This is a genomic window from Paenibacillus sp. Cedars (assembly GCF_003184205.1).
In the GTDB taxonomy this organism is placed as follows: domain Bacteria; phylum Bacillota; class Bacilli; order Paenibacillales; family Paenibacillaceae; genus Paenibacillus_AQ; species Paenibacillus_AQ glucanolyticus.
In genome coordinates this window covers 93,999-107,564 of record NZ_CP020864.1, presented here as the reverse complement: position 1 = coordinate 107,564, position 13,566 = coordinate 93,999, and the positions used below count along the sequence as shown (strand labels likewise).

The 13,566-nt window shown below is 39.3% G+C and carries 11 protein-coding genes; all 11 read left to right on the top strand.

The annotated features are described in order from the left end of the window. The first annotated feature begins 6 nt into the window (after window positions 1-6). Window positions 7-987: an SAF domain-containing protein gene (locus B9D94_RS00510; RefSeq protein WP_119851396.1), complete on the top strand. Its 981-nt coding sequence runs from the start codon at window positions 7-9 to the stop codon at window positions 985-987. A 10-nt stretch (window positions 988-997) separates the two neighbouring features. Further along, entirely contained in the window at window positions 998-1,678 is a 681-nt protein-coding gene (locus B9D94_RS00505) for a hypothetical protein (protein WP_119851395.1), read from the top strand. Window position 1,679: 1 nt separating this feature from the next. Then, entirely contained in the window at window positions 1,680-2,522 is an 843-nt protein-coding gene (locus B9D94_RS00500) for a P-loop NTPase family protein (RefSeq protein WP_119851394.1), read from the top strand. Next, the gene (locus tag B9D94_RS00495) at window positions 2,522-4,429 is read left to right on the top strand and encodes a Flp pilus assembly complex ATPase component TadA (protein ID WP_119851393.1); all 1,908 of its coding nucleotides are present in this window, start codon (window positions 2,522-2,524) and stop codon (window positions 4,427-4,429) included. Before B9D94_RS00500 ends, B9D94_RS00495 begins: the two co-directional genes overlap by 1 nt. Continuing rightward, complete coding sequence (locus B9D94_RS00490; protein ID WP_119851392.1) at window positions 4,422-6,497, top strand: hypothetical protein; 2,076 nt, start codon at window positions 4,422-4,424, stop codon at window positions 6,495-6,497. Before B9D94_RS00495 ends, B9D94_RS00490 begins: the two co-directional genes overlap by 8 nt. A gap of 17 nt (window positions 6,498-6,514) precedes the next feature. Then, window positions 6,515-6,982, top strand: a complete 468-nt coding sequence (locus B9D94_RS00485; RefSeq protein WP_119851391.1) for an ABC transporter permease — start codon at window positions 6,515-6,517, stop codon at window positions 6,980-6,982. Between the two features lie 62 nt (window positions 6,983-7,044). Continuing rightward, window positions 7,045-7,422, top strand: coding sequence for a hypothetical protein (locus B9D94_RS00480; RefSeq protein ID WP_119851390.1), 378 nt, complete (start codon window positions 7,045-7,047; stop codon window positions 7,420-7,422). Window positions 7,423-7,434: 12 nt separating this feature from the next. Continuing rightward, the gene (locus tag B9D94_RS00475) at window positions 7,435-7,989 is read left to right on the top strand and encodes a hypothetical protein (RefSeq protein WP_119851389.1); all 555 of its coding nucleotides are present in this window, start codon (window positions 7,435-7,437) and stop codon (window positions 7,987-7,989) included. Continuing rightward, window positions 7,976-8,965 carry a hypothetical protein gene (locus tag B9D94_RS00470; protein WP_119851388.1) on the top strand — a complete coding sequence of 330 codons (990 nt, stop codon included), beginning with the start codon at window positions 7,976-7,978 and terminating at the stop codon, window positions 8,963-8,965. Before B9D94_RS00475 ends, B9D94_RS00470 begins: the two co-directional genes overlap by 14 nt. A 299-nt stretch (window positions 8,966-9,264) precedes the next feature. Next, window positions 9,265-10,212 carry a copper amine oxidase N-terminal domain-containing protein gene (locus tag B9D94_RS00465; protein WP_119851387.1) on the top strand — a complete coding sequence of 316 codons (948 nt, stop codon included), beginning with the start codon at window positions 9,265-9,267 and terminating at the stop codon, window positions 10,210-10,212. Between the two features lie 11 nt (window positions 10,213-10,223). Continuing rightward, entirely contained in the window at window positions 10,224-13,517 is a 3,294-nt protein-coding gene (locus tag B9D94_RS00460) for a DUF5704 domain-containing protein (protein WP_172963869.1), read from the top strand. Window positions 13,518-13,566: the final 49 nt, after the last annotated feature.

Sequence of the window (13,566 nt, the reverse complement as noted above, 5' to 3'; positions counted from 1 at the left end):
AGAAACATGTCAAGGATAAGATTTCGCCAAAAACAATTACTGCTTGCGGCCTCAATCGGTGGAGCTGCGGTATTGTTGATCTGTTTTACTTTCGGATTTTTCTATTTTAATCACATTGAAAAAAGAAATGAAAGTGAAAAGCTCGTGATTGAGCAGGAGCGTGATTATGTGAAGAAGCAATTAGAGGAGGAAACGATCGCAGTAGAAGTAGCTGCTAATGATTATTCAGCGGGTGATATTCTACATGAATCGGATCTAGTAACGATAAATATTCCCAAAAGTGCTGTGCCGGACAATGTTATGAGAGCAAATGACATTGTTGGAAAGTACACAAAAATCAATCTCAAGAAAAACACACCTATCACAGAAGCCATGCTATTTGAAGAAGGTGTTACGCCAGATGATTTGAGGAATCAGGAGTTTCGTCTTATTGAACTACCAAGCAAACTGGGAAAAGAAGAATATGTAGATGTTCGTGTGAAATTCCCTACGGGACAGGATTACATTGTTCTTTCTAAAAAGAAAGTCAAGGATCTGGCGAACGGGACCGTCTGGTATGAAATGAATGAGAAAGAAATTCTCACTATGTCGAGTGCGATTGTAGATGCCTATATCAACGATGCTTCCATTTATGCGCTTAGCTACGTGGATCCTTATATGCAGAATAAAGCAGTTGTCACTTATCCAGCCAATGAAGCCGTGCTTGATCTGATCGAATCTGATCCAAATATAGTTGAGGTTGCTAAAACAGAACTTGAGCGTAGATACCGTCAAAAACTAGAAAGCGATCTTGAAGCAATGACAGATAGAGAACGGCAAAATTATCTTAATGGGCTAAACGGAAATAAAAAAGAGGATCAAATTAACGTACAAGAAAGTCAAACCCCTCCAGTTAGCGGAAATTCGCTGCTAGATCAACCGCAAACACAGCAAGACTCTGAAGCAGTATTCTCAGATACTATCGAAAGCGTTCCGGTAACGGAGTAAGGAGGATGACATGAGACAGGTACTCTTCATCGGGGATCTTGATAAAACGGATCTATTATTCTATATAGCGAAGCTCATTTCACTTGATAAAAAAGTTCTAATAGCTGATTACACTCTCACAAAAAGATATGAATTTGCCTATCCCAAGGTTGAGATGTGTGAAGCCATTCAACAATATGATTATTTTGATGTGGCTGAAGGCCTGAACAAATATAGTGATTTAGAATCCATATTAAATAAGCACGATTATGACATCGTGCTTGTAGACATTGAAAAGGAACAGTCATTAAAGAATTGGCCAAATGCCGATTCGTTGTACTTGATCACTTCCTATGAGAATCCAGTAATTCAGAGAAACTTGAAACTTACAGAATCCTTCTTTCATGAAAAACTTGCTTCCGAATTAGTACCAGTTACGAAGATTATTTATGAAGTCCATGGCACGCTGAATGAGGATTACATTAATGATCTTATGGACAAGTTCCCTATTCACTGGGAAGAAACATTAATTTTTTACCCAGATGAACGAGATTTGACTCGAAAAATAAGCAATCAATATTCGAGCTCAGTGAAATTGAAGGGATTATCAGGACCTTTTAAAGAGGTTATCAAGTCTGTAGCAGGTAAAATCCTTGATTCTAATTCTAAAGAAACCAATGTCCTTTGGAAACAAGCTGAAAGGAGAAAATAATATGGGGCAAATTGCTTTTTGGGGAATTCAGCATGGTTTGGGTGTAACAAGTAACACAGCTGCGTTAGCTTCTATAATTGGTATGGATTATCAGATTAGAACTTTATGCTCTCAGCCTCAATGGTCCGACAACACGCTTGAGAGTTCCTTTAAGAAATCGATTAACCGAGGGAATCCGGAGTTTTACAATATGTCTGGTACTGGACTGGATGGTTTAGAAAGAGCTGTTCGTGCAGGGAAAATTGAAAGAGATACTGTTAAGAACAATGCTTTATTTATCGAACGAGACAGGTTAGATCTGCTTAGAGGCAGTGAAAAATCAGATAAAAGTCAGTTTGATAATGCAAATGAAATTATGCGGATTATCTATAACGGAGCGAAGGAGTATTATGACCTTGTCTTATTAGACGTTCATAGTGGATCGAATAGCCCTGTTACTAATACGTTGCTTGAGGATTCCGATCTGATTGTAGTTTGTGTAAATCAGAATATTCACGTTTTAGATAAGTTCTTTAAAGATAAAGAAAGTTTGCCCAAAGCACTATTGCGGAAACCTCATGTTTTACTCGTCGGGCAATACGATCCTGAGTCTAAATATAAAGTCAGAAATATTGCTAACAAATATTCATATAAAGGACCAATTCTAACGTTGCCTTACAATACCTCTTTTAAAGATCACCTTAATGATGGGGATATTAAAGGGTTTATATCAAGGAATCGAAACATCAGTAAAAATCATGAAAACTATCAGTTCATACAAGATTTAAGAAGAAACGCTAAATATATACTCACAGAGGTTGGTATCAATACGCAAGTCAAGATGATTGAAAGAGGGGCTTCTTAATGGGCGAATCATTAATCAATTTTGCAATAATCGTCCTGATCATTTTCAGCTTAATTATCCTTCTTTGTTACAAGCTTACTCGGAAGCCCTTTGCAACTCCAAAAAGAAAAGATGACTTGGAAATCGAAAGATTTCAGCAAGATCAAATTCTTGAATTCGTAAAAAAAAGAATCAATGATTTTGTAAACAGCAATCCGCTTGATATGGGGTTATCTGGAGAGGAGTTTGAAAGAAGAACAGGGCTCGTCGAAGAACTTCGTAATGCTATGAAAAACGCTACATCAGGGGATATTCAAGAAAAAGTGTATCTCAAGCAGTATATATATGACCTACTTGATCGAGAGTATGGTGTTAACGAAACAAATGTTAATTGGATTATTCCATTTAATGACCCAAGCCATCTCACCGATCAAGATCGTTTTGACGTATTGCTCTATCTGTACAAACAAAAACATGGTTTTAAGGCGTTGTCAAAATTAATAGAGGATTACCAGTTGGATAGGCCCAAGTTCATTATTGAGGACGGGACAGCGGAATCCTACATTATTACAGGAGAAGAAATTAGAGATATTTATAACAAAGTATACAAGGAAGGCAAGCTTACGTATCACGATAAACTGAATATCGTTGTTCAAAGAATTTATCAGAGATATAAGGGTTTTGGTGTGATCGATGAAATAAGGGATATGACAATTGACGGTGTGTCTGGAGGCGTATCTGGATTACCTAGCAATTTACAGTCTATTGAGAATGAACTGGAGCTCATGGACAGTATGAAGAAGCCAAATCAAGGACATCAGAGCGTTTGGATATTCTATAAAGGTAAATCCATACATTTATCTTTCCTCGGTTTTGAGTCGGAATTAGAGCTCATCAGAGTCTGTCAAAATATCTATAAATACGATAGTTCAGAACAGCTTACCGAGACAAACGGATATGTTGTTAACGAAATGAAAGATGGTTCCCGGGTTGTCGTAGTAAGACCTCAATTCTCAGAGAGTTGGGCTTTCTGGGTTCGTAAATTTGATTTACCTAACATGACTTTATCTAAACTGTTTCCAGACACACTTCAAAATGCTGTTGTTGTCCGTGAAATGCTCAAATACTTGATGAAGGGTGCTCAAACTACTGCTTTCACTGGAGCACAAGGATCTGGTAAATCTTCTGCGGTGATGGCGTCAGTAAAAGAGATGTATGCAAGATGGAATTTGAGGATTCAAGAATTAATATTTGAACTTCATATCAGAAGACTTTATCCAGAACGGAACTCCATTGCATTTCGTGAAACCAAGCATATTTCAGGCCAAAAAGCATTGGATTTACAAAAGAAAACCGATGGGTCGGTTAACATTCTTGGGGAGGTTGCAACTGATGAAGTTGCTGCCTGGATGATACAAATGTCTCAGGTTGCAAGCTTATTTACAGTGTTTACGCATCATGCTACCTCTACAAAAGAATTGATATGGTCATTAAGAAACTCGCTTCTCAAAGAGGATGTCTTTAAAAACGAAAAGATTGCAGAAGAACAAGTTGCCCACGCAGTTAAATGGGATATTCACTTTAGAAGAGAAATGGACGGATCCCGATTCATTGAAAGAATTACTGAAATAACTCCGATGGAATATGATTCGGAGCTGTTCGATAAAAGTGGGAATTTCAATAAAGGAGACACTCTTGAAAGTAAAATTGATGCACTTTATGAGCTGCAAAGAGAAGGATATCGAAGGAAGAACGGAAAGCTTTGGAAAGCTACAAATGTAATTGAATTTAGAGATGGAGGATATCAAGTTGTAGCTCCAATTTCAACGGAGAAAATAGAACGGATGATGTTCAACATGTCTTATGACGATAGGGCCTCCTTTCAGGAATTTTTAAATGATCATTGGGGGACTACTCTAAATGAATAAGTGGCTCTGGTTTGCAATAATTAGCGGAATAGCTCTGGCTTTCTCAGGTGGATTTTACCTTTACTCTTACCTGAAATTAAAAAGGAAGAGAAAAGACCTGGGTAGTATGTGGTCAGCAAGCCGAACAACCAAAAAAACAACTAATGCGCAGCTAATGGTGCTTTATCAGAAATCGTATACACAGTTCATGAAGATTCCTGGTTTACGAGGGCAAGTGAAATCGATCAGGAAGCGCCTTTCGTCAGTAAACTCTTACGATGAATTTACAATTCGTAAAGAAACAATGCGGATTACTTTTATAACCTTGGGTATCATTCTGGTTGCACTTCTTTTATTGGCTTTCTTAAGTAAGAGTGTAATGGCTGTATTTTTCGGAATAATGCTGGCTATTGTTTTGAATGGATTCCTGATAACTATTTTTGTGAATCGAGTTGAGGACAAGCTTTTAAAACAATTTACTCAGTTTCTAGAGGACGAACGTCATTATTACCAAGAAAAAGGATTGGTGGATGAAGCAATATATGATGCTGCTCAAGGGTCACCCCATGAGGTCAAACTTCAAACTCAACGAATCCATGAAATACTGACTTCCCAGGATCCAAAGAGAGCACTTGAAAGCTACTACACTGTAGCTCCTAACAGATACTTAAAAATATTTGCTGGTGTATCACACCTTGTTATGGAGTATGGAGATAAGGTCTTAAGCAAAGGGTCAATGTACCTTAATTCAATAAACAAATTTGTACAGGAGATACGTTTTGATCTGCTTAGAAGGAAACAATTAAGCTACAGGCTTAACGGACTGACATTAATTGCTCTAGCGCCAATATTATTATCATTCCCGATTGTTCAATGGGCAGAAAAGTATTTTCCGATTACAAAGGAATTCTATAAAGCCCGTATAGGGTACATCGCATTGATTTCTATTTTCGCTGCCTCTGTCTTGGCTTATATGATGATTCGTAAATTAAGTGAACTTGATGAGGCTAGATATGTTGCGAAAAGTCGCCGCAAACAATGGGAGAAGAAAGTTTATAGTTGGCTATGGGCTAAGTGGATCATTGACCGTTTTGTTCCTGGGAAACATACGCGAAAGCATTACCGACTTAATATGTTGCTTAAAGAATCAAACTCACCTCTCTTAATGGAGTGGTTCTATATACACCGAATATTAGTGAGTTTGGCAAGTTTTATCGGCGTAGTTGTACTTAGCTTTTTTCTTCACTCCAATGCTGTTAATCAAGTACTCACTAGTCCTACCTCTGAGCGATTTCAGATCATTGGCCAGATGAGTGCAATTGAGGCTCAGAAAGCTAAAGAGTTAACTGCGTTCGATAATGCAATTATTAATGATGTAAAAGGGGTGAAAGAGAATACAAGAGAGGCGATCCAGGCAAAGGTGATTGAAATTTTCGATGGACGCATCAATGACATTGCTTTAAATAACACGGTTAACCGCATTATGGAGAAAACCACTTCAATTCAAAATGAGTACTTCCGTTGGTGGGAGCTTGTTATCGCTTTAACAGCCGGAATCATTGGTTACTACATTCCGGTTTGGATTCAGCAGTTCCAACGAAAGATGAGATCGATGGAAATGCAGAATGAAGTTGATACTTTTCATGCCTTGATCTCTATACTTTCAGAATTTGATAGAGTTTCTGTTGAATCAATATTGGAATGGATGGAGCGTTACAGCATTATATTTAGACCGGCTTTACAAAGATGCCTATTAAATTTTGATAGCGGTGCAAAAAATGCTTTACGAGAATTGCGTGAAGAAGCACCATTTGAATCATTTGATAGGATTATCCGGCGATTAGAAAGGGCAGCTGACAAAATAACGGTCACTGAAGCCTTCGATGATCTTGAAATGGAGCAAGAGTATTACTCCAAACAGAAAGAGGAACGTCTTGCACGTTTAATCCGCAAGAAAGCATCATGGGGGCGGATAATTGGTTTTGTGCCGGGTGCATTACTTATTGTGTTTTGGCTTGTGTTTCCTCTGCTGTACACATCAGTTGGACAGCTTACGGATGTAGCAAATCAAATAATGAATTTTAATTAAAAGGGGACTGAATTTCAATGGAAGAAAATCCGAATTTAGCGTTACGAATAGCTGCAGGTATCTTTTTTACGGTGTTGTTGATTACAATTGTTGCCATGCTTACGATGTCGTCCCAGGACGCGACCAAACAAGGTCAAAGTAAGATCACAACGATTACAACTCAAATTTCTAACACTGAGTACAACACTTATAATAATGCCTCGATGTCAGGTTCCCAAGTATTGAATGCTGTTCGTCAATACATGGATCAGGAACATTTCGGTATTCAAGTAACCACGGGTAAAGGAGCAACAACTTTCTACGGGAATACATTTAATCCAAATGATGGAACAGTTGTCGGAGGCCCAAAAGATAAGAATAAAAATATTTCGACGGCTGAAGATCCTGCACTGGATACTTACGTAAATCCATCCGGTAAATATTCTTCTCGAGTTGTCCGTGATCAGAATAACGTTATCGTAGGTCTTGTGTTCCAGCAGTTATAAACCTTAAAGCTTATCGGCTTTCCTCACTGAGGAAGGCCGATAGGAAATAATCGGAGGCTATCATGAATGATTCTATAGAAAGAAGTATATTGCTTGGCGCGATGTTAATCGTATTTATTTTAGCAGCTACAAGTGCAGTTCATAGTTTAGACCTTCAAAATAAAACTTTCCAAGCATTTAAACAAATAAATGAACAAGATAAAAGATTATTTACAACCCTTGATGTAGGGGGGAAAGAAGCTTATTCAGGCGCTGAAGTGTTACAAAGCATACGACAAATCAAAAGTATTAATGCAGACATTAAGGTTGAAAATACAATCTTTTCAAAAGATTTAGATATAGATGTAACAGATCTCTCAATGATTGATCTAAATAGAAATTACCTAGTTACTTTTATAAGAGCTACTAATGGTGATTTGAGCACTGTTGTTTTTAACTAGGAGGCGTATGGATTGGAAAATATATTTTCTAAGGTAGTTGCAGTGCTAATAGCGATTGTCTTGTTGTTTATTTATCCCCTGTACCAACAATCTATAAAGCAAGATAATTTATCCCAATTAATAGTCCAAGGTGCTGTCACCGAATTGGTAGATGCTGTAAGAACCAAAGGATACATAAGCCCATCAATGTACCTAGAATTTAATGAAAAGATAGGGAGTACAGGAAATCAATTTGATATTCAAATGGAACATTTGCATAAAAAATATAATCCTGATTACGCTGATCTAGCTAATCCAAATAGTTTTAGAAATAATTTCGAAACTTACTATGATGGTCATTATACTGAAGAAATTATGAATGTACTGTTTCCTAACAACTTGGATCCTCTCAATAGTGAGAGAAGGCTGTATAAATTGACTGAAGGGGATTTTTTCAAAATTAAGGCCGTCAATACAAACCGGACTATGGCTACCGTAATTGGGGACATATTGACCGCATCTAATACTGGTAACAACGCAAAGATCTTAGTCCCATACGGGGGAATGGTATTAAATGAAGATTACTAATTTTGCCATTATTTTCATATTGATTTTCTTTCCATTCTACTTGATTTTGGATTTACACATTTCCGATCAACATGAAGTTAATAAGTTGAACGAAATTTACTCCGCAGCGTTGCGGACAGCAGTGCAAGATAGCAGCGCTATGCTGAATCAAAATGAATTGCAAGAATACGAGGCAGGATACCAGTCCCCAAAGTACTTTAATGCCAATAAAGAGATTGCCATCGACACTTTTTTTAGAACAATGTATCTCAATTTTGAAGTGGATAATGATTATATTGGTCAAGGGGCGTTGGCATCATATATACCAGCTGTAGGCATTATAGATTATAAAGGTTTTCATATTTATGCTTTTTCTGAATACCAGAATTCAGAAGGTCAAACAATCTTTAAACATATGTGGAGACCACAGAAACCCTATTCTTTTGCCGATAACAAAGGGAACAGTGTTAACTTCACACTTGATCAATACGTATATGCATTCGATGCAAGTACTAAATCTTGGATCGAAGGATATCAACCGGAACTTCAGGGTCGAACTAATATTGATATTTTAAATAATCCTGATCTCTTTGAGTCTGTAAGAAGAAGCACGATCGTTAAAACGGTTCAAACAGATTTGGCTTATTACATTAACAAACACAATGAGTATGCTTCGCATTATGGAGTAACTTATAACTTCAAACTTCCCGAAATACCAATGGAAGATTGGACAAACACTATAGATGATATTGGCGTATTAGCTTTCGTCCAAGGGATTCCGATTGGAGATCAATATTACAATAACTTTGCTTTTGGTGGTGGACGACTTGTAAAACAACCGGTCATCTACGGGGCCGTGGATCAGCAAACGGGGCTTAAATATTATTACCGTGATAGCTGTTCCTACCCGTACCGAATCGAAGAAGCATTTAGTAGTGAAAAAGAGGCTGCAGCAGCTGGATATTTCCCTAAAGAATGTTTTAATGGTTCTCAGTAGCTTCAAATAGGTAGTCCAAATTCAAAAGACCGCGGTCTATTTGCCACTGCCGCATCGGCACTGCGTATCAGGGTGCTTGAAAGTGTTAAGGATTTATAAGTCCAACTACTCCAGCAGCGCCTTTGGCACTTTGCTAAGCCTCTAGTTGCGGCAAACATACCGGCCGCAACTGATTCTAATAGTTTCGGGAAAATGGGGGGCATAAGGTATAATTGAAAGGGGTGATGCTGGTTGTTATGTTGTTATCGGAAGATTCTGAAACAAGTGATTCAAAATATATAGACGGAGAGTGAGATCCAATGAGAGTGGTTTTTAAAAGTTTGCTTGCCGGTGTTTTGCTGACAACTGCTGCTTATGGTGTAGTGAGTGCTAACACGACAGAAGCCAAAAGTGCAGTTCAAGTCGAAGTTATGTTGGACGCAAAAAAGATGAAGTTTCCAGATGCCAAGCCGTTCCAAGATCAACAAGGTAGTGTGATGGTTCCGATTCGTTTTGTGTCCGAAGCTTTAGGAGGGAAGATCAGCTATAGCAAAAGTGGTGGTAAAACCACTGTTGAAGTAAAGAAAGGCACGGATACGGTCAAAATGACCGTTGGCCAAACAACTGCGTTAGTGAACGGGAAGTCCAAAAGCTATGGTACGAAGATCATTCTAAAGGATAGCCGGACATTTGTTCCTCTTCGCCTGGTGAGTGAAGGTCTGGGTGAAAAGGTCAGTTGGGATAAGGTTGGTCGGTGGGTCTGGATCGGCGAGAAAAATTTCCGAAATACAGACGATGATCAGTTTAAGCTTAAGCCTTTGAGCGATTTCAAACAGTACACAAAAGATAAATATTTCTTTGAGAATCTAAAAGGTGAGCCTTTTAAGGGCATTAAAATCATTAATGCTAATCAATTGCCGATCAAACTTGGAAATGGAGAAATCATTTATGATATCAAACTTGAAAAGGATAAGGTGAAAGACTATATCGCAATTAGAAGCTCAGTTCGAGGTACACCAATCTTTTTCATGGTCAATAATGACTTTGTAAAGTATCGGACTGGTGTAGACAATGCTTTTGTAAACCATAAGGACGGGACAGCAACGAATTATTATCCAGTTACCAGCACGTCGGATGTTTTCCAAGGTGGAAAATACATTCAACATTATGATTGGACTAAATTTCGTTTGAATATGGCAGATTACATTGCCTTTAGGACAGACAAACCAGAGGATTATATCGTGGCGATTGTTAATCCCTTTAAGTAAGGAGCAGCAATATGCTGAGATCGAGAATTAAGAAATCATTACAGCTGACGCTTTGCTTAATAGCGGTGATCACGACGGTTTTTGTATTCGACCCGAGTAAAGCAGAAGCTATTGGGGACAGTAGGATGTTTCAACATCCTAACAATCCAAACATCTATTATTTTGTTGGTATGGTTTACTATGACACATGGAGTGATTCCGCTGGTAAATGGACGACAACAAAACCACCAGGAGCCGTTACTGATGTGGATGGTTTCGACTATATGTTTGAATTTAACTCGTCTCGAAAAATAAAGGATGTTCGTGTAAGCAAGTTCGATTATTCCCGTGAGTATGGAGATCAGATTTGGGAAAAATCTCGATCAGTCGAAATGGCACGAAACCCTAAATCCTATTATCAAGATTCAACATCCATTAGTTATTCTCTCACTAAACTACCATGGACAGGGAAAGGGACTAACGTGGCGAATGTTCCTGTTTATGTCACGGGAGGACTGTTGGAGGCCCCAAAAGCAGTAAATAGAAGAGAAGAAGAGGAAAGGGATAATAACCAACAATTTGCACCACTCGTTCAAGGGTGGCGTTATCACTTCCCAACTTTGTTTGAAATCGAACTCGAGCCTGCTGAAGGTAAAGCGATTATCAAACACTTTACTACTACGGGCAAGCCACTGAATGGTGTACCTGGATTTAATGATAGGGAAGAGAAGTTAGAAAAAGATAAACGGTATGATTTTACGCACACACCTGGTACTGCAGATTATGAGTACAAAGGACACAAAAAAAGTTCCCAATCTGATCCAAGCGGTGGAGCTATTTCGCCGGGAGATCCTAGTGGATTTGTTTATAACGGTCAATTTCCAATTTACTATCTGTATTTTTACTATGAACCTAAAAAAGATCCACCTCCTCCGCCGAAAAATTCATGCACTCCACCGGCGCCAGGAGCTCAGATTAATGGGAAGTACATGGATCCGGTTGTCACCGCCAAGATATTGGCCGATCAACGTGGAAGTGAAATGTTTGATGTTCTGCAGGGAATCCCGACTTCCGAAAGCTTGTACGGAAACATTTTAGCTCGAAACTATTTATTCCAGAATACCTTCGTTCAAATGTCGGGAACATGTACCTTTGAAGTAAACGTGGAGAAGACATGGACTCTTCGATGGGATCCGAAGAAGCCGGGGCCGAATGGACCAGACGGTAAACCGACTGAGGTTCCGGATCCGCAAGAGGATGAAGAGGTTGTTACTCAGAGATATACGGTTGTGCGGCCGTATTCGTATTGGGTGATCGATAACCTGGAAGTGTATAAGATCAACCAAGGTATTTTAAGGAACTATGCCTTACCGGGAGAGCAAATTACCATTAGTCCGCAAGGGTATCAGCCGCCGCAATTTACAACAAATGCGTCAGGAGCGTACTATCCGCCAACACCACCAGATCCTATTGTGGCACCGGCAGGATCTTATGGCGGCAGTCAATTTACAAGCAGACCGTCTCCACCAAGTGAGAATCTGCAAAGTGTTGCCGAGGATGGTGTAAAGAAGGTTGAAGTTACCAATGATGCATTAGTTTTTAATGGGGCAACGATCATGAATCCTGCCCGAACTCCTGAGACAGGACCGAGGCCTGGAAACATACCTGCACCGACTCAGATCGATGAGAATGTGCTGTATAAGCCCAACAACATCATTAGTTCCAGCAAGGTCAATCGAGCTAATACAACGAGTGCCGGCACCATATTCTACGGATTGCTCCCTGGCAACATAAACGGCGGCAGCGACCAAGAATTTTCGATTCACCAAATCAATACGGTAACGGTACATACACCAGTTGTTAACTATTCATCAGTTAGTGATGATCGGCCACATAATCAGAAAACAACACCGAATTATAATAGAGCCGCGTTCATCTTGGATCGACCGTTTATAGTACGAATGCCGACAAATGGTCAGCACACGAACTATCCTGGTTATGGAAATCGAGATTACGCCAAATACTTCCGGACGAAGCAAGTGCGATTCCCTTTTGATACGTATAACAGCAGCCGCACGGTATTCTATCCGAAAGACACATGGATCGATATCCCGGTTAACCAATTGGATACCGAATTTTTCTTACCAGTTTGGGTTGATGAGGGGAATTACCAAGTATACTTCCGGAACATTGCGGAAAATTCACCACCAGATCTTCCATATCAATACGATGCAAATCTTGATCTGGTGAATCACGTGGCTGCTGATGAAGTATCTGTGGAAGTCATTGGCCGGCTTTACGATTTCCATATTACCGATATTGCGGATTATAAATGGGAATCTGTTTTCCGGACACAACCAGGCAGCACAAATCCAACGGGAATATCCTATTGGGTTGGAACAAAGGGCATTGATGGAGAACCAAGAGGAAATACTCCACAATTCACGTTACCAATCCGGCCAGGAAGTAACCCAATCCAAGGATTTAAAAATGTGGCCGTCAAAACCGGGTATCATTTCAAATTCGATTTCAAGAGCAAGGGTAACATGTTTGGAAAAGAGGATGGCATACGTATAACACCGACATTCCACTTTGTTTCCAAGGATGGGCAATATCGCTTTCCTGTTGATCTGTACTATAAAACAAATTCAAAAAATTTCGTTAAGGTAGGATCTCCAGAAGATCAAGTAAAGCGATACGTCATCTTGAATGAAAGGTTAAGAAATGTACCTGCAGAGGAAATGATCGATACTGCTAACTTCAAATATGATAACTACTTCACGACTGGGCAGCTGGGTTCAATCACAAGACAGCAGTACATCGATCGCTACATTTCAAAAGATACAAAACAAAAGACACCGGTTGGTGGATATGGGCTGATGCTGCTTCCGGAGTATATCCGAACCTTTATCGGGCCAAAAACGAATATCCCACCTTCTGTCAATGTTCAACGAGCCAATGCTGCGATCCAGAAATGGTATGGAGAATACAGCTTGCCGGCAGAGCCATATGTGGTTGAGGCTGGCACGGATCTGGCAGAGTATGCAAGAACCCACGGGGGACTAGATGAAAAATCGGCTGTCTTTTTCAAGAATGGTTATATCATTGTGAATTTTAACATTGAGTCTATTCGCAATGGGGATCTGAATAACCCTCATCTTCAGTACATTAATGCGCCTTTGATGAATCAATGGCAGCTTGAAGGATATCAACGTTTGGTATTTGACTCCTTCGGCAACCGGTTCAATTTAGAGGATGGAGATGTCGTTTTCTATCATGCTGATCTGTCCAGTCGGAATGATTTCAGCTCTCAGGTGCCTCATTAAATTAAAAGAGTTTCAGGTGGAGGATTTATGTTTTCTGGAATTCCTGGCC

What these genes read in the sequence shown, in the direction of transcription:
- B9D94_RS00510 (WP_119851396.1), top strand. Translation starts at nt 7, where the DNA reads ATGTCAAGGATAAGATTTCGCCAAAAACAATTACTGCTTGCGGCCTCA.
- B9D94_RS00505 (WP_119851395.1), top strand. Translation starts at nt 998, where the DNA reads ATGAGACAGGTACTCTTCATCGGGGATCTTGATAAAACGGATCTATTA.
- B9D94_RS00500 (WP_119851394.1), top strand. Translation starts at nt 1,680, where the DNA reads ATGGGGCAAATTGCTTTTTGGGGAATTCAGCATGGTTTGGGTGTAACA.
- B9D94_RS00495 (WP_119851393.1), top strand. Translation starts at nt 2,522, where the DNA reads ATGGGCGAATCATTAATCAATTTTGCAATAATCGTCCTGATCATTTTC.
- B9D94_RS00490 (WP_119851392.1), top strand. Translation starts at nt 4,422, where the DNA reads ATGAATAAGTGGCTCTGGTTTGCAATAATTAGCGGAATAGCTCTGGCT.
- B9D94_RS00485 (WP_119851391.1), top strand. Translation starts at nt 6,515, where the DNA reads ATGGAAGAAAATCCGAATTTAGCGTTACGAATAGCTGCAGGTATCTTT.
- B9D94_RS00480 (WP_119851390.1), top strand. Translation starts at nt 7,045, where the DNA reads ATGAATGATTCTATAGAAAGAAGTATATTGCTTGGCGCGATGTTAATC.
- B9D94_RS00470 (WP_119851388.1), top strand. Translation starts at nt 7,976, where the DNA reads ATGAAGATTACTAATTTTGCCATTATTTTCATATTGATTTTCTTTCCA.
- B9D94_RS00465 (WP_119851387.1), top strand. Translation starts at nt 9,265, where the DNA reads ATGAGAGTGGTTTTTAAAAGTTTGCTTGCCGGTGTTTTGCTGACAACT.
- B9D94_RS00460 (WP_172963869.1), top strand. Translation starts at nt 10,224, where the DNA reads ATGCTGAGATCGAGAATTAAGAAATCATTACAGCTGACGCTTTGCTTA.